At 61.4% G+C, this 26,986-nt stretch carries 25 protein-coding genes and 2 tRNA genes; 26 read left to right on the top strand and 1 reads right to left on the bottom strand.

The features are described 5' to 3' along the window. Window positions 1–7 precede the first annotated feature (7 nt). The 22 genes from rbfA (at window position 8) to ffh (ending at window position 22,571) form a co-directional block, all read left to right on the top strand. Window positions 8–418: a 30S ribosome-binding factor RbfA gene (rbfA, locus tag ACTM82_RS06655; RefSeq protein ID WP_006234038.1), complete on the top strand. Its 411-nt coding sequence runs from the start codon at window positions 8–10 to the stop codon at window positions 416–418. Continuing rightward, window positions 411–1,454, top strand: a complete 1,044-nt coding sequence (locus tag ACTM82_RS06650) for a DHH family phosphoesterase (RefSeq protein WP_427719632.1) — start codon at window positions 411–413, stop codon at window positions 1,452–1,454. Before rbfA ends, ACTM82_RS06650 begins: the two co-directional genes overlap by 8 nt. A 15-nt stretch (window positions 1,455–1,469) precedes the next feature. Next, window positions 1,470–2,402 carry a tRNA pseudouridine(55) synthase TruB gene (gene truB / locus ACTM82_RS06645; protein ID WP_441048819.1) on the top strand — a complete coding sequence of 311 codons (933 nt, stop codon included), beginning with the start codon at window positions 1,470–1,472 and terminating at the stop codon, window positions 2,400–2,402. Continuing rightward, on the top strand, window positions 2,399–3,406 hold the full coding sequence (ribF, locus tag ACTM82_RS06640; RefSeq protein WP_441055325.1) for a riboflavin biosynthesis protein RibF: 1,008 nt from the start codon (window positions 2,399–2,401) through the stop codon (window positions 3,404–3,406). The genes truB and ribF overlap by 4 nt, the downstream gene beginning before the upstream one ends. Further along, on the top strand, window positions 3,399–5,507 hold the full coding sequence (gene dnaG / locus ACTM82_RS06635; protein ID WP_441055323.1) for a DNA primase: 2,109 nt from the start codon (window positions 3,399–3,401) through the stop codon (window positions 5,505–5,507). The genes ribF and dnaG overlap by 8 nt, the downstream gene beginning before the upstream one ends. Window positions 5,508–5,617: 110 nt before the next feature. Next, entirely contained in the window at window positions 5,618–6,961 is a 1,344-nt protein-coding gene (rpoD, locus tag ACTM82_RS06630) for an RNA polymerase sigma factor RpoD (RefSeq protein ID WP_370450567.1), read from the top strand. 342 nt (window positions 6,962–7,303) lie between these two features. Continuing rightward, window positions 7,304–7,378: transfer RNA gene (locus ACTM82_RS06625), tRNA-Asn, on the top strand. A gap of 33 nt (window positions 7,379–7,411) precedes the next feature. Continuing rightward, window positions 7,412–7,486 (top strand) — tRNA-Asn (locus tag ACTM82_RS06620). 161 nt (window positions 7,487–7,647) lie between these two features. Next, complete coding sequence (locus ACTM82_RS06615; protein WP_187361832.1) at window positions 7,648–8,037, top strand: Asp23/Gls24 family envelope stress response protein; 390 nt, start codon at window positions 7,648–7,650, stop codon at window positions 8,035–8,037. 27 nt (window positions 8,038–8,064) lie between these two features. After that, window positions 8,065–9,726 (top strand): DAK2 domain-containing protein, encoded by a 1,662-nt coding sequence (locus tag ACTM82_RS06610; protein ID WP_441055321.1) that lies wholly within the window; start codon window positions 8,065–8,067, stop codon window positions 9,724–9,726. A gap of 10 nt (window positions 9,727–9,736) precedes the next feature. Continuing rightward, window positions 9,737–11,914, top strand: coding sequence for an ATP-dependent DNA helicase RecG (gene recG, locus ACTM82_RS06605; RefSeq protein ID WP_441055319.1), 2,178 nt, complete (start codon window positions 9,737–9,739; stop codon window positions 11,912–11,914). Then, the gene (gene rsmD, locus ACTM82_RS06600) at window positions 11,911–12,555 is read left to right on the top strand and encodes a 16S rRNA (guanine(966)-N(2))-methyltransferase RsmD (RefSeq protein WP_441055317.1); all 645 of its coding nucleotides are present in this window, start codon (window positions 11,911–11,913) and stop codon (window positions 12,553–12,555) included. The genes recG and rsmD overlap by 4 nt, the downstream gene beginning before the upstream one ends. Then, window positions 12,548–13,045, top strand: coding sequence for a pantetheine-phosphate adenylyltransferase (coaD, locus tag ACTM82_RS06595; RefSeq protein WP_154515440.1), 498 nt, complete (start codon window positions 12,548–12,550; stop codon window positions 13,043–13,045). The genes rsmD and coaD overlap by 8 nt, the downstream gene beginning before the upstream one ends. Before the next feature lie 68 nt (window positions 13,046–13,113). Beyond that, window positions 13,114–13,611 (top strand): ATPase, encoded by a 498-nt coding sequence (locus ACTM82_RS06590; RefSeq protein WP_154515443.1) that lies wholly within the window; start codon window positions 13,114–13,116, stop codon window positions 13,609–13,611. Then, window positions 13,611–14,165, top strand: coding sequence for a YceD family protein (locus tag ACTM82_RS06585; protein ID WP_154515446.1), 555 nt, complete (start codon window positions 13,611–13,613; stop codon window positions 14,163–14,165). Before ACTM82_RS06590 ends, ACTM82_RS06585 begins: the two co-directional genes overlap by 1 nt. A gap of 64 nt (window positions 14,166–14,229) precedes the next feature. Continuing rightward, on the top strand, window positions 14,230–14,409 hold the full coding sequence (gene rpmF, locus ACTM82_RS06580; protein WP_022094017.1) for a 50S ribosomal protein L32: 180 nt from the start codon (window positions 14,230–14,232) through the stop codon (window positions 14,407–14,409). A gap of 88 nt (window positions 14,410–14,497) precedes the next feature. Next, window positions 14,498–15,514, top strand: coding sequence for a phosphate acyltransferase PlsX (gene plsX / locus ACTM82_RS06575; RefSeq protein ID WP_154515449.1), 1,017 nt, complete (start codon window positions 14,498–14,500; stop codon window positions 15,512–15,514). 117 nt (window positions 15,515–15,631) lie between these two features. Beyond that, on the top strand, window positions 15,632–15,874 hold the full coding sequence (locus ACTM82_RS06570) for an acyl carrier protein (protein ID WP_154515452.1): 243 nt from the start codon (window positions 15,632–15,634) through the stop codon (window positions 15,872–15,874). A 3-nt stretch (window positions 15,875–15,877) separates the two neighbouring features. Beyond that, window positions 15,878–16,603: a ribonuclease III gene (rnc, locus tag ACTM82_RS06565; RefSeq protein WP_154515455.1), complete on the top strand. Its 726-nt coding sequence runs from the start codon at window positions 15,878–15,880 to the stop codon at window positions 16,601–16,603. Between the two features lie 10 nt (window positions 16,604–16,613). Further along, window positions 16,614–20,150 carry a chromosome segregation protein SMC gene (smc, locus tag ACTM82_RS06560; RefSeq protein ID WP_441055315.1) on the top strand — a complete coding sequence of 1,179 codons (3,537 nt, stop codon included), beginning with the start codon at window positions 16,614–16,616 and terminating at the stop codon, window positions 20,148–20,150. After that, window positions 20,150–21,067, top strand: a complete 918-nt coding sequence (gene ftsY / locus ACTM82_RS06555) for a signal recognition particle-docking protein FtsY (RefSeq protein ID WP_441055313.1) — start codon at window positions 20,150–20,152, stop codon at window positions 21,065–21,067. The genes smc and ftsY overlap by 1 nt, the downstream gene beginning before the upstream one ends. 10 nt (window positions 21,068–21,077) lie before the next feature. Next, on the top strand, window positions 21,078–22,571 hold the full coding sequence (gene ffh / locus ACTM82_RS06550; RefSeq protein ID WP_441055311.1) for a signal recognition particle protein: 1,494 nt from the start codon (window positions 21,078–21,080) through the stop codon (window positions 22,569–22,571). 116 nt (window positions 22,572–22,687) lie between these two features. On the opposite strand, the gene ACTM82_RS06545 is transcribed toward ffh, so the two are convergent. Continuing rightward, window positions 22,688–23,452, bottom strand: coding sequence for a NifB/NifX family molybdenum-iron cluster-binding protein (locus tag ACTM82_RS06545; RefSeq protein WP_441055310.1), 765 nt, complete (start codon window positions 23,450–23,452; stop codon window positions 22,688–22,690). A 216-nt stretch (window positions 23,453–23,668) separates the two neighbouring features. On the opposite strand from ACTM82_RS06545, the gene thyA reads away from it, so the two are divergent. From thyA to ACTM82_RS06525, 4 genes are all read left to right on the top strand, one after another. Next, complete coding sequence (gene thyA / locus ACTM82_RS06540) at window positions 23,669–24,517, top strand: thymidylate synthase (RefSeq protein ID WP_154515464.1); 849 nt, start codon at window positions 23,669–23,671, stop codon at window positions 24,515–24,517. 9 nt (window positions 24,518–24,526) lie between these two features. After that, window positions 24,527–25,045 (top strand): dihydrofolate reductase, encoded by a 519-nt coding sequence (locus tag ACTM82_RS06535; protein ID WP_441055308.1) that lies wholly within the window; start codon window positions 24,527–24,529, stop codon window positions 25,043–25,045. A gap of 109 nt (window positions 25,046–25,154) precedes the next feature. Beyond that, complete coding sequence (locus ACTM82_RS06530) at window positions 25,155–26,069, top strand: TrmH family RNA methyltransferase (RefSeq protein WP_441055306.1); 915 nt, start codon at window positions 25,155–25,157, stop codon at window positions 26,067–26,069. A gap of 125 nt (window positions 26,070–26,194) precedes the next feature. Beyond that, window positions 26,195–26,884, top strand: coding sequence for an MATE family efflux transporter (locus tag ACTM82_RS06525; protein ID WP_441055304.1), 690 nt, complete (start codon window positions 26,195–26,197; stop codon window positions 26,882–26,884). Window positions 26,885–26,986: the final 102 nt, after the last annotated feature.

Below are 26,986 nucleotides of genomic sequence, written 5' to 3'. Positions count from 1 at the left end.
TAGCGCTATGAAGCAAACGCAGGCAACCCGCCGTCTGGGCGAGCAGCTTCGCGAGAAGCTCGGTTATATCCTTCTCTTTGAGGTTTCCGATCCGCGTCTCGACCTGGTCACCCTGACCGCGGTCGAGGTCGCGGTGGACCGTTCGTTCGCGCGCGTGTACGTGTCGTGCGATGCGAGCCGCTACGATGAGGTCATGGAGGCGCTCGCCAGCGCCAAGGGCCGCATTCGCAGCCTGTTGGCTCGCTCGCTCGACTGGCGCGTCACGCCCGAGCTCGATTTTCGCATCGATCGCTCGACCGATGAGGCCGAGCGCATTACGCGTGCGCTGGAGAATGTCCCGGCCACGCTGGCGATCGAAAAGGACGAGGACGGCTATCCCATAGCGGATGCCGCCCAGGAGGCAGCTTTAGATGACTAATTCCGCCGACCTCGTCTCGTGCGAGTCTGCAGATATTAAACGACGCATCCTCGAGCTTATCGAGGGTGCGTCCTCCATTGCGATCTCGGGTCATACCTCTCCCGACGGCGATGCCCTGGGCTCCGTGTTGGGCTTGGGTCTCTCGCTCATGAAGGCGTTCCCCGACAAGGACATCGCGCTGCTGCTCGCAGACGACGATCCCGTTCCGCGTATTTACCGCTTTATGGAAGGCGCCGATCGTCTGGTGCCGGCTTCGAGCTTTACGGGAGATCCCGACCTGTTTATCTCGGTGGATGTGCCGGTTGTCGAGCGTCTGAACAACTCGGCCGACGTGCTCCGCCGCTCCAAACATGTGGTGTGCTTTGACCACCATCCGGCGCGCGAGGAGTTTGCCGAGGTAAGCCTGAGGCGTGTCGATGCTGCGGCGTGCGCCATGATCATCGACCGCTTTTTGGATGATTGCGGCATTGTCGTTCGCGATCGCATCGCCACCTGTCTGCTCTGTGGCCTGGTTACCGATACCGGTCGTTTTCAGTATCAGAATGCCGATGCCGCTGCGTTCCATGCGGCTTCGCGCCTGGTGGCGCACGGTGCCGACCCGGCGCGTGTCGCGCTCGAGGTCTATCAGAGCATGCGCGTCGAGTTCTTGCACCTCAAGTCCATCGTCATGGGCCGCATCAAGACGGTCGCGCACGGGCGCGTGGCGTATAGCTACGCGTACGAAAGCGACCTTAAGGAATGTGGCGTCACCTCGGATGAGTGCGACGGCTTGGTCGATGTGGTGCGCTCGGTGATGGGTGTCGAGGTCTGCCTGTTCCTTAAGGGCATCGAGGGCGATACCAAGGTGCGCGGAAACCTGCGCTCCAAGGGCGACATGGATGTCTCCGAGATTGCGGCCAACTTTGGCGGAGGCGGACATCACGCTGCCGCCGGCTTTACCAATAACGGAACGATTTTCGAGACGCTCACCGCGGCACTTCCCATGCTGGCCGAGCTGGTGGGGGAGGATCCCGCTTCGGTGACCGTCGAGCTTTAACTTTTTGGATGGTACATGGCTCGTCGTACGCCTTCTCAATTGAATATGCTGCTCGCCGTCGATAAACCGGTGGGCTGCACGTCCCACGACGTGGTATCGCGGTGCCGGCGCGCCCTCCATGAGCGGCGCGTCGGTCATGCCGGCACGCTCGACCCCATGGCGTCGGGTGTCATGGTGGTGGGCGTGGGCCAGGCTACGCGTCTGCTGGGCATGCTTACCCTCGATACCAAAAGTTACGTCGCCGATATCTCGTTTGGCGCCGAGACCAATACCGACGATGCGGAAGGCGAGGCCGTCCGTACGGTTGCCATTGCACCCGAGCTGCGCGATCCGGCCTATGCCCGTGAGCGCTTGAGCGCCATGCTGGGCCCTCAGATGCAGGTTCCGCCGGCGTTTTCGGCTATTTCGGTCAACGGCGTGCGCGCCTATAAGTCTGCACGTGAGGGCAATGCCGTTGAGTTGCCTGCGCGCCCGGTCGAGGTATATTCTGCCGACCTGATCGCCGTGAGTGGCGAGGGCGATTCCTGCATTTGGACCGTTGCCTTCTCGGTGAGCAAGGGCACCTATATCCGTGCGCTCGCTCGCGACCTGGGTCGCGCCTGCGATAGTGCCGCGCATATTTCCGCGCTGCGCCGTACCGCTTCTGGCATTGTCTCCATCGGTGCCTGCCATGCGGTCGAGGAACTTTCTGCCGAGTCCGCTGCCGGCTTTGCCTTGGACCCCATTGCGGCCCTCGGCGCCACGCGCGTCGACTTGCCGGGCAATCTTGCCGACGATCTGCTGTGCGGGCGTCGTATTCCTATTGATCGCGCGCTCGCCGGCTTCGATGCGTCGAAGGCACCGTTTGCGCTGGTGCTCGATGGCGGGCTCAAGGCCTTGGCTCGTATCGAGGATGGTCGCTTTGTGATGGAGCACGTCTTTCCGCAGGCGATCGGCGGTGTTCGATGATGCTGGACCCTCGCGAGCTCGCGCGCACATTTTTTGTGGGCGCGGCGGCGGAGGCCCGCATCGTTTTGGCTGATGCTTTTGGTGACTGCGAGTCTATGGGTGCCGCCTCGATTGCCATCGGCGTTTTCGATGGCGTGCATAGGGGACATCGTGAGCTGATCGACGCGGTCATTCGCGATGCGCGCGTCCGCGGCTGCAAAGCGGTTGTCGTAACGTTTGACCCTGATCCAGATGTTGTGGTGAGCCCTGCGCCCGCTCAAAAATTGATGACGACGGCCGACCGCCTGCATGCCCTGGCTCAGACTGGGGTCGATGCCGTGGTGGCTGTTCCCTTTACGCCTGCGGTAGCGTCGCTCGACCACGTGGGCTTTCTTGAGCTGTTGGCGCATGTTGTCGACATTCGCTCCATTCGCGTTGGCAGCGATTTTAGGCTTGGCCGCGGCGGCGCCTCGGGCGTTGCCGAGATGCAGGCATGGGGTGTCGAGCGCGGTGTTGACGTGTGTGGGCACAATTTGCTGTGCGAGGCCGGCGAGGCTATCTGCGCCACCCGCATTCGACGTGAGCTGAGCTTGGGCCACGTTGAGCTGGCAGCCGATCTACTCGGCCGTCCCTATATGGTGCGCGGCGGCGTGATTCGCGGTCGCCACGAGGGCTCCGATATGGGATTTCCGACGGCAAACCTGCTGGTGCCAAACGGAATCCAGCTGCCTGCCGATGGCGTCTACGAGGGCCTTGTGCTGGTCGACGATACCGTGTGGCCCGCTGCCGTCAACGTGGGCCTGCCGCCGACGTATGCCGACGATGCCGCTTCGGCGCATCTCGAGGCCAACTTGATCGGGTATGCGGGCGACCTGTATGGACGTTCGGTTTCGTTGGCGTTTACGCGTCGGCTGCGTCCTTCGCGCGTGTTCGATTCGCTGGACGAGCTTATCGCGACCGTCGAGGGTAATATTGACGATATCCGTTATAACTTGGGTGAGCAGGGGGTGAGCATCCGTGATTAGCGATGAGGAGAAAGACCAGGTGCGCGCTGCGTCCGACCTGGTTGCCATCGTGCAGGAAACGGTTGAGCTCAAGCCCCGCGGCCATGAGTTTTGGGGTTGCTGCCCCTTCCATGGCGAAAAGACCCCATCGTTTCACATTATCCCCGCTACGCAGGTGTGGCACTGCTTTGGCTGCGGCGAGGGCGGCGACGTCTTCACCTACATCATGAAGCGCGAGAACCTGAGCTTTCCCGAGTCGATTCGCTACCTGGCCGATCGTGCCGGCATTGAGCTGCACGATACCGGCGCGCAGCGCGATCGCGGCACCAAGCGCGCCCGCATCTATGACCTGTGCGCCGAGACGGCCCAGTTCTATCACACCATGCTCATGCGCGGTAAGGACAGCCGTCCGCGCGAGTACTTTGCCAGCCGCGGTATGGGTGGCGACGTCTGCCGTCGCTACTGCCTGGGCTTTGCGCCGGGTCGCAATATGTTGGTGGCCCATCTGTCGCAGAAGGGCTTTACCCCGCAGGAGATGATCGACGCCAACGTGGCCGTGAGCCGCGGGCGCGGACAGCTCGCCGATCGTTTTTACGACCGCGTGATGTTTCCCATCTTTGACGAACAGGGTCATAACATCGCCTTTGGCGGTCGTATTATGGGCGACGGCCAGCCCAAGTACCTCAACACCGCCGAGACGAGTGTGTTTCATAAAAAGAGAAACCTCTACGGCTTTAACTGGGCCAAGGAGTTTATCGTCGCGCAGGATACCGCCATCGTGGTGGAGGGATATACCGACTGCATCGCCTGCTGGGAGGCGGGGATCAAAAACGTCGTCGCCACGCTGGGTACGGCGCTGACGGAACATCACGTAAAGACGCTCACCCGTTTTGCCAAGCGCATCGTGTATATGTTCGATGGTGACGCCGCCGGTCAAAAGGCCGCGCGCCGCGCGATTCAGTTTATCGAGCAGGACTCGATGGACCTGCGCTGCGTGGTGCTTCCCGACGGTAACGACCCCATGGAGTTCATCTCCGCGCATGGTGGCGAGGCACTGCAGGCGCGTATCGACGCCGCCGATCCCCTCATGGACTTTGTGTACCGCTCACTGCAGGAGTCGAGCGACATTACCACGCCGGGCGGTCGCGCCAAGGCGCTCGAGGATGCGCTGACGCTCATCTATCCGCTGCGCGATAGCTACATGATCGATACGTACTTTATCCAGATCGCCGACCTTCTGGGCCTGGATTTGGAGACGGTGCGCTTGAGTTCGGGCCGTGTGTTTCGCGATGTCGCCAAACGCGAGGACGCCGAGCGTCGTCGCGAGCAGAACTACGAGCGCCAGCGGGCACAGGCCGAGCGCGCAGGCAGCGCGGGCGGTCGGGCGTCCGGTCCGCAGGGGGCATCTCGCGGCGCCTGGGCGTCGGGGGCGACGCCGTCGGTATCCACACCGGTCGAGGAGGAACCGTACGACTATGTGCCGCTCGAGGCCTACGGGGCCGCGCCGGTCGAGGTCGTCGACGATATGCCGCCGATCGATGTGCCTGCTGGCATGGACGCGGCGCCCGCGGGGTCTGCTTCGACCGCTTCCGTTCCGGCGACGTCGATCGTGCTGACCGATCTGGAGCGGAAGTCTCTGGCGGGGGAGCGCGAGCTGTTGACGATGCTCACCAGCTACCCCGATCTATTCCGCACGTACGCCGATCGCATCTGCTCGATCGAGTGGGTAGACCCCCGTCACGAGTCCATCGCGTGGGCCGTGCTCGCGACGCCGCCGGGCACCGATCCCGCGGCGTGCATGGACGCCGCGCGCGCGGTGTGTCCCGAGGCGGCTTCGCTCGTCAGCGCCGGGCGCATCTCGGCGACGAGCAAGCACCCCACCGAGACGAACATCGTCTTTATGCTCGATACGCTTGAGCTTTACACCATCAAGCGCCGTATGCGGGCTGCCCAGGCCAAGCTGCGCCAGGACCGGTCGCTCGACGATGACGCGCGCCGTGCATTGACCATGCAGGCCGCGCAGGATTCTTTGCGCCAGCGCGAGCTCCAGAAGTCGATTGGCGGCGTGGCCGATCCGTTCCGGTTGATTGGTTTGGAGACTGCGGGTCCCGATCAGGCCTAGATGTTGTGGTCAATCGGCATGTTATCTGCTATATCCAGTCTGAATTTTGGGTATAGACGTGTAAGTGTGTGCTAAAGTAATGTGTCCTGTGGACTACGAAGGGAGAATCTGTGCCAAATAAGACTGAGAGCACGGGTACTGGGCTGGAATCCTACGTTGCTAAGCTCATGGGCAACGGCTCAAACAGGACTTCGGTAACCGAGGACGAGATCCAGGTCGTCCTGAAGGATATCGATGTTTCTGACGAGCAGCTCAACGCGGTCTATTCCGCGCTGCGCAACAGCGGCATCCAGATTATCTCCGCGAGCGGAAACGACGACGCCCCCATGGACGTCGACGATGACGATAACGATACCGACGATTTCGATGACGACGAGGAGCACGATTCCGGCTCGCTCGACGATCATGAGCTTAAGATGGCCCGTCAGGCCGATGCCGAGATGGGTTCTTGCAAGAGCAAAAAGAAGCGCACCGTCCGCACGTCCCGTTCGCGTTCTCGCGTGCGTGGCATCGATGCCTCCACGGTGATGCTGACCGGTGACCCGGTTCGTATGTACCTTAAGGAGATCGGCAAGGTCGACCTGCTGACCGCCTCCGAAGAGGTCGATCTGGCCATGAAGATCGAGGCCGGTCTCGAGGCCACCGAGAAGCTCGAGGCCGCCGAGGCGGGCGAGATCGAGCTCACTCGCGCCGAGATGCGTCGTCTGACTCGTATCGAGAACGTGGGCCTCGAGGCCAAGCAGGCGCTCATCAGCGCCAACCTCCGTCTGGTCGTCTCCATCGCCAAGCGCTACGTCGGTCGCGGCATGCTGTTCCTGGATCTGATCCAGGAGGGCAACCTTGGTCTGATTCGCGCCGTCGAGAAGTTCGACTACCAGAAGGGCTTCAAGTTCTCCACGTACGCCACGTGGTGGATCCGTCAGGCCATCACGCGCGCTATCGCCGACCAGGCCCGTACCATCCGTATTCCCGTGCACATGGTCGAGACCATCAACAAGCTTGTCCGCGTGCAGCGCCAGCTCCTCCAGGATCTGGGTCGCGACCCGACCCCCGAGGAGATTGGTGCCGAGATGGACATGAGTGCCGACCGCGTCCGCGAGATTCAGAAGATCTCGCAGGAGCCCGTGTCGCTCGAGACTCCTATCGGCGAGGAAGAGGATTCCCAGCTGGGCGACTTTATCGAGGACTCCCAGGCCATCGTTCCGCCCGATGCCGCCAGCTTCTCCATGCTGCAGGAGCAGCTCACCCAGGTGCTCGACTCGCTTGCCGATCGTGAGCGCAAGGTTATTGAGCTGCGCTTTGGACTTGTCGACGGACATCCCCGCACGCTCGAGGAAGTCGGCCGCGAGTTTGGTGTCACGCGCGAGCGCATCCGCCAGATCGAGTCCAAGACCCTGGCCAAGCTCCGCCACCCCAGCCGCTCCAGTAAGCTCAAAGACTATATTGAAAGCTAGTCAAGCAAGAAGCGCCCTCAAGCACATCCGCTTGAGGGCGCTTTCATGTAACAAGGGCCGGCAGTTGGGGCACGGGTAGTCTTTTTGGGACGGGGCTTTTTTAGCTACCCAATCTGGGGCCTTTAAAGCTTGAGCCGCTCATTGAGATAGGGTAGCTAAAAAAGCCCCGTCCCAAAAAGACTACCCTGGGCGTCTGGTTAATTAGTCGTTGGGGACGTTCTTGAATGACTAGTCGTTTAAGAACGTCCCCAATGACTGGGTCGGAAAATTTCTCAAAAAAGTTCTTGCCCTGAGCTGATTCGTCCGTATAATAAACTTCGTTGCTTGAGAGCATGCACCTATTCCTCGGTAGCTCAATGGTAGAGCACGCGGCTGTTAACCGCGCTGTTGTAGGTTCGAGTCCTACCCGGGGAGCCAGAATTTCTCAGCCCAATCTGCTGGGCTTTAAATTCCTCGGTAGCTCAATGGTAGAGCACGCGGCTGTTAACCGCGCTGTTGTAGGTTCGAGTCCTACCCGGGGAGCCAGATTGTAAAACCCGTCGCTTTTGCGGCGGGTTTTTTCATACCGCGATTGCTTAACGCAAACGTTGCCATATCAACATTTCGTGTCGAGGATGTAATCCCGCGACCCACCACCTCAACATGGCGCGGTCGTTGTAGAATATTGCAATGATTGCTCCCACGACATGGTGCCGCGAGCACCAGATAAGGAGATTCTTGTGTCTGAGACCATTAACGGCAGCCTGAGCGTCTCGAACGACGTTATTGCCGATATTGCCGGTTATGCCGCGATGACGTGCTATGGCGTCGTCGGTATGGCCGAGCAGCTCCAGGGCGCCGAGAGCGTGCGCCTGCTTGCCGGTCAGCGCCTCCGCAAGGGCGTGCTTGTCTCCGCCGACGAGAACGGCCTTACGGTCGACCTTCACGTCGTGCTCGAGAACGGCGTCAACATGAAGTCCGTCTGCCACAATCTTTCGAGCTCCGTTGCCTTCACCCTGCAGGAGATCGCCCAGATCGATCCCGCCAGCCTTAAGATCGGCATTCACATCGACGCGCTCAAGAGCCGTCTGAACTAGCATCCGAAAACGGAGATTCAAATACTCATGATTGTAAAGACCATTCGCACCTGTTTTCCGATCGCTGCGGCTGCCGTTTCCGACAAGGCCGAGGAGATCAATAAACTCAACGTCTTTCCCGTGCCCGACGGCGACACCGGCACCAACATGTCGCTCACGCTCGCCTCGGTGACCAAGGAGCTTTCCGCCCTTCCCGCCGATGCCGATATGGAGGCCATCGCCGGCGCCATCACCCACGGCTCCCTCATGGGCGCCCGCGGCAACTCCGGCGTTATCACCTCGCAGATCCTGCGCGGCGTGGCCGAGGGTCTCGTCTCTGCCGATGAGCCCATCACGTCTGCCGACATCGCGCATGCTTTCCGTCGCGCCGTCAAGGTCGCCTTCCAGGCCGTCCGCAAGCCCATCGAGGGCACGATCCTTACGGTCCTGCGCGACGTCTCGACCAAGGCCGACGAGTGCGAGAAGAAGAAGTTCTCGGCCGAGGACGCGCTCGACGCCATCGTCGTCGAGGCCTACCAGTCTGTGGCTCGCACGCCCGATCTGCTGCCCGTTCTGAAGGAGAACGGCGTGGTCGACTCCGGCGCCTTTGGCTTCGCCATCTTCCTGGAAAACTTCGTTGCCGCTGCTCTGGGCCGCAGCACCGTTGTCGAGGATTTCTCCACCACGTTTGATTCCGCTGGCTCTGCCCGCGATGCGGCCCTCGGTCGCGTCGAGATCGAGGCCAACGACGACTGGGAGGGCTCGGAGTTCCGCTACTGCAACGAGTTCCTCTTTAAGGCCGACGCCCCGTTTGACGAGGACGAGTGCCTTAAGTTCCTGGGTTCCATGGGCGACTGCGAGCTGCTCGTGGGCGCCTACCCCGACTACAAGATCCACGTGCACTCCAACACCCCCAACCTGGTGCTCGAGCACATGCTGCAGCTTGGCCAGATCTACGAGGTCTTTATCCACAACATGGAGATGGAGGCCCACGACCGTACCGCCAAGATCCACGAGGACCAGGAAAAGGCCGCCGAGCCCGCCAAGGCCCTGGGTTTTGTCGCCGTTGCCGCCGGTTCCGGTGAGGCCGACATCCTCAAGTCCCTCGGCGTCGACGTAGTCGTTTCGGGTGGCCAGACCATGAACCCCTCGACCGCCGACCTGCTGGGCGCGGTGGACCAGGTCAACGCGACTTCGGTCATCATCCTGCCCAATAACGGCAATATCCGTATGGCTGCCGAGGCTGCTGCTTCTGCCTGCACCGACAAAAAGGTCGCCGTGGTTCCCACCAAGACCGTTCCGCAGGCGTTCTCCGCTCTGTTCGCGGTGCTGCCCGATTCCGAGCTCGAGGACGCCGTCGCCGCCATGGTCGATGCCCTCAGCGAGGTTCGCGATGGCGAGGTCACCCGTGCCGTGCGCGATTCCAGCGCCTCTGACGGCTCGCCGATTCACTCCGGTGACGTCATGGGTATCATTGCCGGCTCCATCGACGTGGTCGGCTCCGATGTGAAGCAGGTCACGCTCGACTGCATCAACCGCATGCAGGAGGAAGAGGAGGGCGACGCGCTGACGATTCTGGCCGGCGAGGAGCTGTCCGATGAGGCCTTCCAGGAGATCGTCGACGCCATCGAGGAGGCTCAGCCCGACCTGGAGATTGACGCCCATCGTGGCGAGCAGCCGCTCTATCCCGTGATCTTCTCGATCGAGTAGGCATCTGCCCATGTCCGAGCTGTGCTCCGTGCCGCGCGTCTCGGAGCGCTTTGCCCAGAGCAATGCGCTCGACGAGGATATCGCGCGACTCAAATATGTTTCGGGTAAACGTGAGGAGGCCCTTCGCCGTCTGGGAATTAGGACGGTGGGGGACCTCCTTCTCCATATTCCTCATCGATATCTGGACTTTACACGCTCCTGGTCCATCGAGATGGCGCCTATCGGTACGGTGTGCACGATCGTCGCCACGGTCGATCGTATCGTTCAAAAGCAGCCCCGCCCGCGTATGCAGGTTACCGAGGTCTCGCTTGTGGACGAGACGGGCGTGCTGCAAGTCGCTTTTTTCCGCCAGCCCTGGATTGCCCAGCAGCTCAAGCAGGGCGACCGCCTGGCCGTGATGGGTAAGGTCGAATTTGCCTACGGCTTTAAGCAGATGGCCTCGCCGCATTTCGAAAAGCTCGAGGACGGGCGTGCCGCGGGCACCATCCTGCCGGTTCACTATGTGAGCGACGGTGTGAGCCAGGCTTGGATGCGCCGTATCGTGAGCGGCGCGCTCGAGATTGTCGGCAATCCTTTCGACCCGATTCCCGCGCCCCTGCGCGCCAAGCGCCGCCTTATGAGCAGCGCCCGTGCGCTGCGTTCGATTCACTTTCCCTCGAGTATGGCCGAGCGCGATATCGCGCGCGCACGGCTTGCCTATGAGGAATGCCTCTATCTTCAGCTGGCGCTTCGTCTGCGCAACGACGGCGGTATGGTCGAGGTGGTTCCCTACACCCATACCGCGGGTGGTCATTTGACGGCGCTTAGGCGGGCCCTGCCGTTTTCGCTGAGCGTCGAGCAGGAGGCCGCGTTCCAAGACATCCTGCATGACATGTGCGATGGCGACCACGTGATGAACCGCTTGCTGCTGGGCGATGTCGGTACCGGCAAGACCGCCGTCGCCGCCTGCGCGCTGGCAGTCGCGGCCGATTCGGGTACCCAGTCCTGCGTCATGGCACCCACGGGCGTGCTGGCGCGTCAATATGTCGATAAGACCGGTCCTTTGCTCTCGCAGGCCGGTATGTCCTGGGCGCTCCTGACGGGTGCTACCCCGGCCGCCGAGCGCGAGCGCATCCATGCACAGCTGCAGTCTGGTGAGCTCGATGTGCTCTTTGGTACCCATGCGATCCTTTCGGATAACGTAACGTTTAAACATCTTTCACTCGTCGTTATCGACGAGCAGCATCGGTTTGGCGTGGGGCAGCGCAATGCCCTGCGTGCCAAAGGCCCAGGTGCGGACTTGCTCGTTATGACGGCCACGCCTATTCCGCGCACACTGGCGCTCTCGGTCTATGGCGACCTGGACACGTCCATCATTCGTCATCGCCCCGTTCCCGGGGCCGGCGTCTCGACGCGCGTGCTCACCGAGTCGAGCCGCGACTTGGCTTACGGTGCCATACGCGAGGCGCATGCTCAAGGACAGCAGGCTTACGTTATCTGCCCGCTTGTGGAGCCGAGTGACTCCGCGGACGATTTGGAAGACGTTCCCGGCATTGCTCGCGACGATGAAGGTCGCGTGACGGTGCCCGTGCCGTTGCACGACACCGCGACCGAGCTCGACCGCCTGCGTCTGGCATTGCCGGGGCTTTCCGTCGAGCGTCTTCACGGCCGCATGCCGGCGGGGGAGAAGGACCGCGTGATCGACGCCTTTAAGCGCGGCGAGATCGACGTGCTCGTCTCGACTACGGTGGTCGAGGTGGGCGTCGACGTGCCCAACGCCACCGTCATGGTTATCGAGAACGGCGAGCGCTTTGGCTTGGCGGCCCTGCATCAGCTTAGAGGCCGCGTGGGCCGCGGCAGCGTGTCGGGCACGTGCCTGGTCATGACGCATTCCAAGGGCAATGGCGGTGTGTCTGCTGCGCAAGACCGCCTGCGGGCGCTCGAAAAGACCTCTGACGGTTTTGCGCTTGCGCAGATGGACCTGCGTTTGCGCCACGAGGGCGAAATCTTGGGTTATCGCCAACATGGCGGTGTGACCCTGCGTTTTGTGGACCTGGACGCCGACGAGGATCTTATCGAATGGGCCCATTTGGACGCGGTCGAGCTCTTGCGGTATGCTTGCAACCTTGACTCCGTGGCGACGCGTCCCTTGCGCGATGCGGTCGCCACGCGCTATCGACATATCTTCAAGGAGGTCAGCGGAGGATGAGAATCATCGGCGGTGAATGGCGCGGCCGCAAGATCGAAGAGCCGCGTGGGCGCGATGTCACCCGTCCCACGACCGACCGCGTGCGCGAGGCATGTGCGTCCATGGTCATGTCGGCATTCGATTTCGATCTGGACGAGGTCCGCGTGCTGGATGCCTTTGGCGGCTCCGGTGCCCTGGGAATCGAGATGCTCTCGCGCGGCGCTCGCTCGCTCATCACGTTCGAGATCGATCGCAATGCCGCCCGACTGATCACTAAGAATATCGAGTCGCTGTGTCGCGACCGCTCGCGTTGGCACGTCGTTACCGGCGATGTGTTGGCGAGCGCCTCGCGCGGCCGTGTTCCTGGCGGCCCCTTTGATCTGGTCCTGCTCGATCCACCCTATGCCTTTGGTGCCGAGCCGGTCGAGGAGCTGCTGCGCAATCTTGCCCAGCAGGGCCTGCTGGCACCAGGGGCCTTTGCCCTGTTTGAGCATGCCGCAAGCGACGCGGGCGCTCATCCGGCTGGTTTTGAGACCGTGCGAGAGAAACGCTACGGCATTACCTCGGTTGACTTGCTGCGCTGGGTGGCCGCGGACGAGTGCGACCATACTAATGACAGCGATATTGACGAGGACGTGCCTTTGGAGGATACCCATGAATGACACTATCAACCGCGTGATCGTTCCGGGTACGTTTGACCCCATCACGTTTGGTCACATCGATGTAATCCGCCGCGCCCGCCGCATTTTTCCCAGCGTGATTGTCGCCGTGGCGGAGTCGCAGGGCAAAAACGGCGTGGGCACCACCTTTATGCTCGATGAGCGCGTGGCGTTGGCCCGCGAGGCCCTGGGCGATATTGACGGTGTCGAGGTACTGCCCTTTACCGGCCTGTTGGTCGATTTTGCCCGTGAGCAGGGTGCGGGTGCTGTGGTCAAGGGCCTGCGCGCCATGACCGACTTTGAGTACGAGCTGCAGCAGGCGGACCTCAACTATCGCCTGGACAACGAGCTTGAGTCCATTTTTGTCATGAGTGCGCCGCAGTACGGCTATATCTCGAGCTCGGTGGTTCGTCAGATCGCATCGCTCGGGAGCGATGTGTCGACGTTTGTGCCGCCCAATGTGGTCGAAGCGCTTAAACATCGCTTTTCGTGACGTTTCATATTGCCTGATGGCATGTGGTAAACTAACACGATGACATGTTACCTATGAAAGGAGACCGGATGCCGGGCGAGAATTTTCCTGGCGACAGGATCGTGAGCCTTGTCGAGGAGCTCGAGGGGCTCATCGAAGAGGCTAAGACGCCGTTCGGCAAGAATGCCCAGATGAAGGTTATCGATGCCGACGTCTTCTTTAACATCCTTGACGAGATCCGTATGAGCTATCCCGAGGAGTGGCAGAAGTCCCGTCGCATCCTCAAGGAGCGCGACGAGCTTATGGCTTCCGCCGCCGCTCAGGCCGATTCCATCATTGCCGATGCTCAGCAGCAGGCGCTCACCATTGCCGGTGAGCAGGAGATCGTCCGCTTGGCGCAGCAGCAGGCCGACGATATCCGTGATCGTGCCCAGCAGTACGAGCGCGAGACGCGCTATGCGGCCGAGGATTATGCCGAGCAGGTCTTTACGCATCTCGAGGAGAACCTCAAGAGCCTGACCGGCACCGTTACCCGTTGCCGTCAGCAGCTCAACGAGGGTGCCGCCCAGCAGAACGGTCAGTGGTAATGGCTGAGTTCCCGAGCGTTACCGTCGATCTTTCCGAGCAGCTCGAGTTTCCCGGAGACTCGTATCCGCTGACCGGCAAGGTCGATGTCGCCACCTACACGGTGGGCGAGAAGGAGTACCAGCTGCAGGACGGCATTGCTTACGACGTGGTTTTTACCAATGCGGGCACCGGTGTTCTGCTCTCCGGCATGGTTCGAGCGCACGCCACCGGCGAATGCGACCGCTGCCTTGAGCTCGCCTCGTTTGATATCGCCGGCGAGATCGAGGAGTTCTACCTCTTTGAGGAGCCCGAGGATCCCGAGGCCTACGAGGACGGTTACGAGCTTTTGGGCGAGGACCGCATTGTCGATCTGGGGGAGCCCATTAACGACGCCGTTGTCATGGACACGCCGTTTGTGGTGCTCTGCAAGCCCGATTGCCGCGGCCTGTGCCCCACCTGCGGCATCAATCTCAACGTCGAGCAATGCGATTGCGCTGCCCAGGCCGAGGCCGAATGGGCCGCTGCCACGGAAAATCCATTTGCAGCATTGAAGAATCTCAATCTTGATGAGTAAAAATGTGGTAGTATCGCTACTTGCGCGTAATCGCCACACTGGATAGTTCATAAGGAAGGTCACTATGCCCGTACCTAAACAAAAGCAGGGTCGTATCCGTACCCATACCCGTCGTTCCGCCAACATGAAGATCTCGGCTGCGGCTCAGTCCACGTGCCCCCGTTGCGGCGCTGTCAAGCTCCCGCACCACGTGTGCCCCAGCTGCGGTTTCTACAAGGACCGCGAGGTTATCGTTACCGAGTAACTGTATACTCTGGATACGATGCCGTTCCAACTGGAACCATAATGGCCGGCTCAATGAGTCGGCCATTTTTGTATAAGGAGCACTTGAAATGAGTAACGTTCGCGTTTGTGTAGACGTTGTGGGCGGAGACGAGAAGCCCCAAGTTGTCCTCGACGGTATTGAGGCCGCACTTGCCGCCGATCCCGATATCGAGGTCATTGCTGTTGGCCCCGCCGATATCGTCAACCCCTTTGCCGCGGCGCACGCGCGCGTGGAGGCTCTGGAGGCCCCCGATGTCATCGCCATGGACGACGATCCCATCCGCGCCGTGATGACCAAGCGTAAGTCTTCGATCGTGCTTGCCTGCCGTGCTATTAAGAAGGGCAACGCGGACGCGTTTTTCTCCGCGGGGTCGACCGGCGCCATGACGGCTGCCGCCACCGCCTACGTGACGCCGTTTAGATATTTGGTAGAGGGTAAGAAGCAGCCGGTGCGTCCATGCCTCACCAATGCGCTGCCCAACCGCGCCGGTGGCCTTACGGTACTGTGCGACATGGGGGCCAACCCCGATGTCGAGGTCGACGACATGGTCCGCTTTGCCCAGATGGGTGCAGCCTATGCCCGCGTGGTCCTGGGCATCGAACACCCGCGTGTGGGCCTGCTTGGCAACGGCACCGAGGACGAGAAGGGTTCTAACTTTACCAAGGCGTGCTTCCCGGCTATGAAAGCCGCGGTTCCCGGTTTTGTGGGCAACTGCGAAGGCACCGATCTTACGTCGGGCAATTTTGACGTTGTGGTCGCCGACGGCATGTCGGGCAATATTGCGCTCAAGGCAACCGAGGGCGCTGCCAAGTTTTTGCTGCAAGAGCTCAAGGGCGCCTTTATGTCTTCGCTCGGTACCAAGATTGCCGCACTGCTCATCAAAAAGCAGATGCGCCAGATGAAAGCCAAGCTCTCGGGCGATGCCAAGGGCGGCGCGATCCTGCTGGGCCTTCGCGGCGTCGTTTTGATTGGCCATGGCGCCACGTCGGCCGAAGCCGTTAAGAACGGTACGCTCGCCGCGGCTCAGGCCGTTCGAGCCGGGCTTATCGAAAGCATTGCCAATTCCATGGAAGGTATCGTTTAGCAAGAGCTCCGTTACGTGGCTCAAGCTATGCATCGTGGGGTAGAATCGGAGCCGTGCTGCAATGCGGCTTCCGCCCGCGCGACACATTGTATTCCACGACTTATGAGAGGATGCGCTATGGATCGCTCCGAAATCTTTGACAAGATCGCCGAGGTCGCTGCCGACGTGCTGGGCGTTGACGTTGCCGAGATCAGTGATGAGACGACTTTTGACGACCTCGATGCCAATTCGCTCGAGCGCCTGCAGCTGGTGACGGCCATCGAGGACGAGTTTGACCTCGAAATCGATGACGAGACCCTGTTGTCGCTCACCTCCGTTGCCGACGCCGTCGACGCTATCGAAAACGCCAGGGAGGCCTAGGTCTTGGCTTTATCTCAACGACTCACGCGCGCTCAGGAAATCCTGGGCCATGAGTTTAATAACAAGGTGCTGCTACGCGCGGCGCTCACCCACCCCTCGGCAGTAGAGGGGCAGCCGGTCTCTGCCAGCTATGAGCGGCTTGAGTTTTTGGGTGACTCCATTCTGGGCGCCGTGGTTGCCCGTTCGCTCTTTGAGTCTTATCCCGAGTTCGATGAAGGCAAGCTCACGCGTCTGAAGGTATCGCTTGTTTCGGGTGCCACGCTGTCCGAGGTTTCGCACGAGCTGGGCATCGACGACATCATCATCTTTGGCGCCTCCGAGACCGGTACCGGCGCGCGCGGCCTTAACTCGGCGCTCGAGAACGTCTATGAGTCGCTCGTGGGTGCGTTGTACCTCGATGCCGGCTGGGATGCGGCGGCGGAGTTCATCCACCGCACGCTTAAGCCCCATTTGGCCTCCGAGCGTGCCGAGCACCCCGCGAACCCCAAGTCGTTCTTGCAGGAGTGCGTGCAGGCAGACGGTCACGAGCCCCCGGCATACAAGCTGGTAGGCTCCGAGGGCCCGGCACATGCGCCCACCTTTACCGCCGTGGTGCTTGTCGACGGTATCCGTCAGGGCCGCGGCACCGGCGCCTCTAAGAAAGAGGCCGAGGGAGCCGCTGCACTCGAGGCGCTCGACCGCATGGGTTACACCACCAACGGTGTGATTCTCAACAAGAAGCCCGTTTAAGCGAGGAACCGTGTATCTCAAGTCCCTTACGCTCAAAGGGTTCAAGTCGTTTGCCGACCGCGCCCATATGACGTTTGAGCCGGGCCTGACCGTCATCGTCGGTCCTAACGGCTCGGGAAAATCGAATATCTCCGATTCGATTCTGTGGGTACTGGGTGAGCAGAGCGCCAAGCAGCTGCGCGGCCAGGCCATGGAGGACGTCATCTTCTCAGGCTCGTCGGCGCGCAAGCCGGTGGGCGTTGCCGAGGTCACGCTGGTGCTCGATAACTCGGACCATGTGCTGCCTGTCGACTTTGATGAGGTTGCCATCACCCGCCGCATGTATCGTTCGGGCGAGAGCGAATACCTCATCAATTCGAGTCCGTGCCGCCTGATGGATATCCAGGACATTTTGCACGATTCGGGCTTGGGTAAGGATACGCATTCCATTATCAGCCAGGGCAAGCTCGATGCCATTTTGCAGAGCCGTCCCGAGGAGCGCCGCGTCCTTATCGAGGAGGCTGCCGGCATTTCCAAGCACAGGCGCCGCAAGGAGCGTGCGCTCAAAAAGATTAAGTCGATGGACGAGCACCTTACTCGTGCGCGCGACATCAATAAGGAGATTGCCCGTCAGCTGCGACCGTTGGAGCGTCAGGTCGATCGCGCGCGCAAGTACAAAGAGCTGTCCTCGCGCGCGAACGAGCTTACGCAGATGCTGGCCGTTGACGAGCTTCGTTCGCTGCAGTCGCAGTGGAACGATCTGGAGAGCCGTTCCAAAGAGGGTGCCGCCGAGCTGGAGCTTGCGCAGTACCGCTTGGGCGAAAAGGAGCGCGAGCTCGAGAAGCTCCAGGTGATGCTCGAGGAAAAGGGCCTGTTTGTGGGTGACTTGGGCGAGCAGCGCCGTCATATGCAAGATGTGGTCGGCCGCATTAACTCCGATATGCGCCTGCTCGAGGAAAAGGGCCACAATATGGTGTCGCGCCTGTCCGATATGCGCGGCCAGATTTCGAGCTCCGAGCATCAGCGTCGTCGCGTGGTCGAGGAGCTCGAGGATGCACGTGCCCAGCTTGAGGAAGTGACCGGTGCGCACATGCAGGCCCAGGACGACGTTGACGCCGCCGGCCCTGCCGCCGCCGAGCTCCACGAGCGCCGTGTTGCGCTCGACAATCAGATTTCGCAGCTTACGCGCGAGCAACGCGATGTGCAGCGCGTGGCCGACAAGGCTGCGCTCGAGCTTGCCAAGGTGAAAGACTCGTTGAGCAATGCCGAGGTCGAGGACAACATGTACGCCTCGCGCCTGGAGCAGATTGACGAGCAGCTCGAGGAGGTCACGGCCTCGCTCGAGAGCCGTCGCGACCGCGCCGAGGAGCTCGACGGCGCGCTCGATCAGGCTCGCCAAGCTCAGGCCGATGCGCGCCAGGCCACCGAGGTCGCCCGTGCGGCGTTGAAGGACTTGCGCGCCCGTGAGAGCGAGTCGCGCAACAAGTTGTCCGAGGTGCGCTCTGAGCTTGCGAGCCAAAAGAAGCTCGATGCCCGTATGGCCGATAGCTCGCCGTTGGTGAGCCGTCTGGTAGGGGCATTGGGCGATGACGTAACGGGCCGTCTGGGCGACGTGCTCGAGGCGCCGCGTGAGCTTGAGGGCCTGGTCGAGCAGCTGCTTGCCGGCGATATCGATGCCCTGTTGTTTGATGACGCCGCCACGCTTGAGCGTGCCGGTCGTGCGGCTTTGGACCAAAAGAAGGCCTCGGGCGAGGCACTGCTGGTGGCGCGTGCTGTGAGCGGCTCTGCTGCTGCCGAGGGCGCTGCCGGTTCGCGTCTGGTTGATCGCCTGTCCGTGCGTTCCGGTTATGGCCCGATTGTCGATGCACTGCTCGGCGGCTATTACGTGGTCGATGACTTGCCTTGTGCGCTGGCGGCGCCAGTCGTTGACGGTGTGACCTATGTGACGCCCGATGGCGCTCGCGTGAGCTTTGGTGGCCTGGTGCGCGTGGGGCTCGATGCCGGCGAGGCCTCGGGTGCCCTGGAGCGGAAGCGCCGCATTCGCGAGCTCGAAGGCTTGGAGCCCGATTTGGCTGCCGTTTTTGAGCATGTGTCGAACCAGGTTATCGAGGCCAATGCGGCCGTCGAGGAGGCGCGCGCCTCCGAGGGTGATGCCGCCGGCGAGATCGCCCGTCTTGAGGGCGAGCGTCGCTCGCTGCTCTCCGAGATTGGCCGCCTGGAGCAAAGCGCCAACAACGCCGAGGTCGAGCGTGCGCGCATCTCCAGGCGCCGCGAGCAGGCGGCCGAGGCCGTGAACGCCGCGCGCCCGCGCGTTGACGAGCTCACCCGTTCGCGCGACGAGGCCCGTGCGCAGGCAAGCGACCTGGGTCTCCAGATTGCCGAAGCCAACGACGAGCTCGATCGCGTGCGCCGTGACGATTCCGAGGCAGCCGGTAAGCTCGCCGATGCCAAGGTGCGCCTGGCCCAGACGAGTGAGCGCCTGCGTTCGCTGAAGGGCCGCGTGCCCGATCTGGAGCATCGCCTGGAGGGCATTGACCGCCGTATCCGCGGAACACGTCAGGCTTCGCGCTCGCTCGAGCTGCTGCGCCTGCGTGTCGATCCCATGCACGAGCGCTATTCGGCCCTGCTGGAGCGTGCATCTGATTGGGCCGCGCGCCTGCGTGACCAGGCCTCACTCGAGGAGGCAGACTCGGCTTCGCTCAAGAAAACCATCGAGGATGCCAAGGCCGAGGTCTCCCGCGCCAAGGAGCGGGTCGATGCCGCCACAGCGACACAAAACGAGTTCAAGGTCGCGCGCGGCAAGCTCGAAGTGCAGGTAGAGGCGGCCATCAAGGCCATTACCGCCGATGGCACCACCGTGCTCGAGGAAGCGCTCATGCTTCCTGCTCCCACCGACCGCGACGCCGCCGAGCGCGAGCTCAACCAGCTCGTGCGCCAGATCAACAACCTGGGCCCTGTGAACCAGGTTGCCATGGAGGAGTACGAGCAGCTCAAGCGCCGCGCCGATTACATCGAGGAGCAGCTGGCCGATCTGGAGAGCGCGCGCAAGGCGCTCACCAAGATTACCGTGGCCATCGACCGCAAGATGCGTAAAGCCTTCCTGGTGACCTTCGAAAAGGTCGATGCGAACTTCCGCGAGATCTTCGCCATGCTGTTCCCGGGTGGCCAGGCACATCTGGAGATGACCGACCCCGAGCACCCGGCCGAGACGGGCATCGAGGTCGTGGCGCAGCCGCGCGGCAAGCGTATCACCAAGATGATGCTCATGTCGGGCGGCGAGAAGAGCCTGACGGCGCTTGCCCTGCTCTTTGCCGTGTATCGCACGCGTACGGTGCCGTTCTATGTGCTGGACGAGGTCGAGGCGGCGCTCGATGACGCCAACCTGTCCAAGCTTATCGGCGCGCTCGACGTGCTGCGATCCGATACACAGCTCTTGGTTATCTCGCATCAGCGCCGTACTATGGAGGACGCTGACGTTCTCTACGGCGTCTCGATGCAAGCTGACGGCGTCAGTCGCGTCGTCTCGCAAAAACTCGATCGCGAAACCGGAAAGGTCGTGAATGCATAATGGGATTCTTCGATGCTCTCTCGCGCGGACTTGAGCGTAGCCGCGAGGCCCTCAACGAGGTCTTTTATTTTGGCGGCGAGGTCGACGAGGATTTTTGGGAGGATCTAGAGGACACCCTCGTCATGGGTGACATGGGTGCCGAGGTCGCCATCCAGGTCTCCGACGACCTGCGCGATGCCGCGGCCAAGAAGAACCTCAAGACCGCCCCGCAACTCCGTCGGGCCCTGGCCGAGCAGCTCGAGCAGCATTTTGTACCCGTCGAGCGCGATCCGTTCGCCGACACGCCGAGCTGTGTTCTGTTTGTGGGCATCAACGGTGCCGGCAAGACCACTACGGTCGGCAAGATCGCGAGCGCCATGGCCGCCCGCGGCAAGAACGTCGTGATCGGCTCGGCCGATACCTTCCGCGCTGCCGCCATCGAACAGCTCGATGTGTGGGGCCAGCGCGCCGGCGTCCCCGTCATAAAGCGCGACCGCGGCTCAGACCCGGCAAGCGTTTGCTACGACGTGCTCGACGAGGCCGATAAGCGCGGCAGCGACCTGGTGCTCATCGACACCGCCGGTCGTCTTCACACGAGCCCCGAGCTCATGCGCGAGCTTGCCAAGGTGGTTAACGTGACGCGTAAGCGCGCCGCCAATATGGCCGCCGGCCCCATGCCCGTCTCGGTCGTCCTCGTGATCGATGCCGCGACGGGCCAAAACGGCCTGAACCAGGCGCTCGAGTTTAATGAGGAGCTGGGTCTGGACGGTATTATCATGACTAAGCTCGACGGCACGGCAAAGGGCGGTATCGCCATGGCCGTGGCCGAGAAGCTCAAGCTCCCAATTCTGCGCGTGGGCGTGGGCGAGCAGGTCGATGACCTGCAGGAGTTTAATGCCAAAGATTTCTGCCGCGCCCTGGTGGGCGAGTCCAACTAAGGAGTGACCAGTGTTTGATTCTCTGAGCGATCGCCTCAACGACACATTTGACCGCCTGCGCGGCAAGGGCAAGCTGACCGAGGCCGATATCACCTCGGCCATGCGCGACATTCGCATGGCGCTGCTCGAGGCCGACGTCAACTTTAAGGTCGTCAAGGAGTTTGTCGCCAAGACCAAGGAGCGCTGCATGACCGCCGAGGTCATGGAATCGCTGACTCCGGCGCAAAACGTCGTCAAGATCGTGCTCGACGAGCTCACCGAGATGCTCGGCTCCACCGAGAGCAAGCTCGTCTTTAGCAACCGCATTCCCAACGTCATTATGCTCGTGGGCCTGCAGGGCTCCGGTAAGACCACGGCGGCTGTAAAGCTGGCATACCTGCTCAAGAAGCAGGGCCGCTCGCCGCTGCTCGCCGCGTGCGACGTCTACCGTCCCGCCGCTGCCGACCAGCTGGCCACGCTTGGTGGAGAGATCGGCGTGCCGGTCTTCCGCGGTGACGGCGAGCACCCGGTCGCTATTGCCAAGGGCGCCATCCAGGAGGCCGTCGACCACCTGCGCGATGTGGTCATCGTCGATACCGCCGGTCGTCTGCAGATCGACGAGCAGATGATGCAGGAGGCCGTGGACATCAAGAAGGCCGTCAAGCCCGATCAGGTGCTGATGGTCGTCGATGCCATGACCGGCCAGGATATCGTCAACGTTGTCTCGACCTTCGCCGAGCGCACCGACTTTGACGGCGTGATCATCTCCAAGCTCGACGGCGACGCCCGTGGCGGCGGCGCGCTTTCGGTGCGCCAGGTGACCGGCAAGCCCATCAAGTTCGTGAGCATGGGCGAGAAGCCCGATTCGCTGGAGCCGTTCTATCCCGACCGCATGGCCAAGCGCATCTTGGGCATGGGTGATGTCGTCGGCATTATCGAGAAGGCCCAGGAGGCAGCCGATGCCGAGCAGCTCGAGGCTGCCGAGCGCATGCTGCGAGAGGGCTTTACCATGAACGACATGCTCGACCAGATGAAGGCCGTCAAGAAGATGGGCGGCATGAAGGGCATTCTGGGCATGCTTCCCGGCGGCCAGCGCGCGCTCAACCAGATGGGCGGCAACCTGGATGAGGGCATCTTCGACAAGAACGAGGCCATCATCATGTCGATGACCAAGGAGGAGCGCCTGCGTCCTTCCATCATCAACGGCCAGCGTCGCGCCCGCATCGCCAAGGGTGCCGGCGTGACCCCCACCGAGGTCAATAGCCTTATGAAGCAGTGGGGCGAGATGAACAAGATGATGGGCCGCATGCGCTCGATGGCCAACCAGGCGCAAGCCGGCGGCAAGAAGGGCAAGAAGGGTAAAAAAGGCAAAAAGATGCGCATGCCCAATATTCCCGGTCTGGATGCCATGGGCCTGGGCGGCATGGGCGGCCTGGGTGGCCTGGGTGGCATGGGAACAGGTGGTCCCAAGTCCGATATGGACCTGCTGCGCCAGATGGAAGCGCAGATGCGTAATAAAAAGTAACGACTGGTTGAGTCGAGTATGGCGAAGGCCGCCTGGATGGTACTCCAGGCGGCCTTCGCCGTTCGTTCGCAGGTTTTCTCACGCGCGGAAACGTGTTGGCGTTGAGGTGCTTGCCACTAGTGGCAGCCACAGCCCTCGTGCCCATCATGGTCGTGGTGGCCGTGGCAGCCGCAGGCCTCGCCATGCTCGTGGGCGTGCTCGTGCTCGTGCCCATGGCAGTCGCAGGTGGCCTCGCCGGTCTGCGCGAGCGTGCCGGCAATGAGGGCCTCGACGCAGGCGTCGCAGCTGCCCTGGGCGCCCGCATAGACCGTGATGCCTGCCTGGGTGAGCGCGTTGATGGCGCCGCCGCCGATACCGCCGCAGATGAGCGTATCGACGCCACCGTTGGCGAGCAGACCCGCTAGGGCGCCGTGACCAGTGCCGCCGGTGCCTACGACCTGCTCGTTGAGCACCTTGCCATCCTGGATGTCATAGATTTTGAACTGCTCACTGCGGCCAAAGTGCATAAAGATGTTGCCGTTGTCGTACGTCGTTGCCACCCTCATGGTGCCGACCTCCTTTGCTGGCCATATGGCCGTCGTCGTAGGTGTAGGGGAGTATGCGATATTGCCGCCCTCGATACTAAGTGCTCGCCCGTTGACCAGCGCGTTTGCCACCTTGCGATGCGCGCGGCTGCAGATGGCCGCCACGGTGGCACGGGCGATGCCCATTTGCTGGGCGACGGCCTCCTGATTGAGGCCTTCCAGGTCGCAAAGCCGTAGGACTTCGAGCTCATCGACCGTCATGTCGATGGCGTCTCCGCTGGCAAGGCCGTCAGGGGTAAAGCCGCGATATTCGGGAATGATCCCAACACGGCGCAATTTTTCGCGTCTTCCTGCCATACACTCTCCAAATCTGACATATGTCAACAATAGGATAGCGCGTATACGAAACCGTTCAAGCTATTTTTGGCATATGTCAAAAAAGCTAAAGGTACAGCATTTGCGAATGCGGTGCCGTACTGCCGTGCATTGCGTGTGCCGCCCCAAGTGTGCAATTCGATGCTGCGCGCCTGGGCTACAATAAAAATCGCTTATAGGCGACTGACAGGAGGGTCAATGAGCAAAGCTGATCAACAGTTTGTAGCCATGTGCCGCGATATTCTGGACCATGGCACCACTACCGAGGGCCAAAAGGTTCGTCCGGTGTGGGAGGACGGCACCCCTGCCTATACTATTAAAAACTTTGGCGTTACGGCGCGCTACGACCTGCGTGAGGAGTTTCCGGCGCTTACCCTGCGTCGTACGGCCCTCAAATCTGCCATGGACGAGATCTTGTGGATCTATCAAAAGAAGTCCAATAACGTGCATGACCTCAACAGCCATATTTGGGATGAGTGGGCCGACGAGACCGGCTCTATCGGCAAGGCCTACGGGTATCAGATTGGGCAGAAGAGCCATTATGCCGAGGGTGACTTTGACCAGATGGACCGTGTGCTGTACGACCTTAAGCACACGCCGTACAGCCGTCGCATCATGACCAATACGTACGTGTTTAGCGACCTGTCCGAGATGCACCTGTATCCGTGCGCCTACAGCGTGACCTATAACGTCACGCAGCGTCCGCAGGACGATAAGCCAACACTCAACATGATTCTCAACCAGCGCAGCCAGGACATTTTGGCCGCGAACAACTGGAATGTGTGCCAGTACGCCATTTTGCTGATGATGGTCGCGCAGTCGGTCGATATGATCGCTGGCGAGTTGCTGCATGTGATCGCCGATGCCCATATTTACGACCGTCATGTCGATATCGTCCGCGAGCTTATCGAGCGTCCGCAGTTTGCGGCTCCTAAGGTAACGCTCAACCCCGATGTGCATGATTTCTACGCGTTTACGACTGATGATCTGATCGTTGAGGGCTATGAGCACGGCCCGCAGGTCAAGAACATCCCCATTGCTGTGTAGGTGACGCGCATGACGTGTAAGCTTTCTGCCATTGTCGCCGTGTGCGATGACTGGGGCATTGGGTGCGAGGGTGACATGGTCGTGTCCAACCGTGCCGACATGCGCCATTTTGTGGCGTGCACCAAGGGTTGTCCGGTCATTATGGGACGCAAGACCCTGCTGAGTTTTCCCGGCGGGCGTCCGCTTAAGAACCGCCGCAACATTGTGCTTACGCGCGACGAGGGCTTTGCCCCCGAGGGCATCGACGTGGTGCATAGCGTTGACGAGGCCTTGGCCGCGGTTGCCGATGAGCCCGTTGCCTGGGTGATCGGTGGCGGCGATGTCTATCGGCAATTTCTGCCGTACTGCGTGGAGGCCGAGGTCACGCACAACCATTGCACCCATGCCGTGGACACGTATTTTCCCAATTTGGATGTCGATCCTGCGTGGGAAGTTGCGCGGCGCGACGGGGTTGCCACGATTGCCGCGGGCGAGGGTGACGAAGGCCTCGATTATGAGTTCGTGACATATCGTCGTGTTGATGCTTAAATCGTCTGGCGTGAACGGTATCACCGGGTTGATTGAATGCATGGGGCGGCGCTTAGCGTCGCCTCGTTTGGTATAGATGTGCTGTAAAGAAGGGTACGGGCTGGCTGCTATGACTGATGCCGTTGAGGTGCTGCGAATCGATTCCCTTAATGATGAGCGGCTCGACGCCTACGTGCGACTGACTGAGCGCGAGCTGCGCTGCGTGCTGGAGCCGCAAAAGGGCATCTTTATCGCCGAGAGCGCCAAGGTCATCGAGCGCGCGGTGCGTGCCGGATACGAGCCGGTGAGCTTTCTTTTGGGTGAGCGCTGGCTCGATCAGATGATGCCGCTGTTCGAGCGTCTGGTTGTACACGAGGGCGCAGGTCCGGTTCCTGTGTTCGTGGCCTCCATGGAGCTCATGGAGCAGTTGACGGGCTTTAACGTGACGCGCGGTGCGCTCGCGGCGTTCCGTCGCCCGCGTCAGATTCCGGTTGATGAGTTCTTGGACGGCGTCGTCGAGGTGGCGGGTGAGCGCCCGGTGCGCGTGTGCGTGCTCGAGGGTATTGTCGACCATACTAATGTGGGTGCGATTTTCCGCTCGGCGGCAGCGTTGAATGTCGATGGCATTTTGGTAAGCCCCACTTGCTGTGACCCGCTGTACCGCCGCTCGGCCCGCGTGAGCATGGGCACGGTGTTCCAGGTGCCCTGGACGCGCATTGGCAGCGAGGCGCGCGTATGGCCGCATGATGGGCTGGCGGCGCTGCACGATGCCGGCTTTTCGTGTGCCGCCATGGCATTGACGGATGATTCGGTGTCGTTGGACGATCCCGCGTTGCGGGAGATTGACCGGTTGGCGATCTTTATGGGCACCGAGGGCGCCGGCCTGGGCGCCAAGACCATCGCGGGCTGTGACCGGGCTGTGCGTATTCCGATGGCGCACGGGGTCGATTCGCTCAACGTGGCCGCGGCGAGTGCTGTCGCTTTTTGGCAGTTGTGTCCGCACGTGAGCAACGAGTATCACTACCAGCCGGGACTGTATCACTAGGCAGATATTTTGCACCGGGCTCTGATTCCGTGTGTTTCGGTTGACGCCGGTCGGTGCTAAGCTGGTGCTGGCCTTGGTCTTAAATTGACGTTTTGTTGTTTGACGTGCGCTGGTGGGGAGGGCGTGTGGCTAAGAAATCTACGGCTATCGATGTAACACAGGGTGTTATTTGGCAGCAGTTGCTTTCGCTGTGCGTTCCCATCTTTTTTAGTTCGTTCTTTCAGCAGGCCTACACGCTTATCGGTACCTATATCGTCGGTCAGTTTGGCGGCAAGCTCGCGCTGGGCGGCATACAGGCCACGATGGTGCTCACGGAGCTCTGCATCGGTTTTTGCGTCGGTGTTGGCGCCGGCTGTGCTGTCATTACGGGTCAGTATTTTGGCCAGCACGATGATGAGCGACTGAGTCGTTCGGTCCATACGGCCATGACGCTCGCTCTGGTGGGCGGTATCGTCGTCTCGATTCTGGGCATAGTGTTCGTTGAGCCCATGCTGGTGCTTATGAATACGCCGCATGAACTATTGGCCGAGGGTGTGGCCTATGCTCGTTGCTATTTTGCCGCCATGGTTGCGGCGCTGCTGCTCAATATGGGAACGGCACTGCTGCGCGCCGTGGGCGACACGCGTGGCCCTGCCGTGATCATCGCTTCCGGCTGCCTCGTTAACGTGGTACTGGATATCATTTTTGTTGCCGTGCTGCATATGGAGGCTCTGGGCTGCGGCATAGCGGTGGCGCTGACCATTTGCTCCAACGCCACGATGATCGTGATTCGCATGATGCACGCACCGGGTGCGTGGCGGCTTTCACTCATATGACCCAATCCGCTGTCAAGAGCCACAATGGCCCCGCCGACCGCTTGCAATCGGTCGGCGGGGCCTGCCGTTAACCCGTCCCGGTCCGCCCCCGGCATGTCATCG

It is taken from the genome of Collinsella sp. HCP3S3_E5, from assembly GCF_052067635.1.
In the GTDB taxonomy this organism is placed as follows: domain Bacteria; phylum Actinomycetota; class Coriobacteriia; order Coriobacteriales; family Coriobacteriaceae; genus Collinsella.
This window is presented reverse-complemented; position numbering and strand designations above follow the sequence as displayed.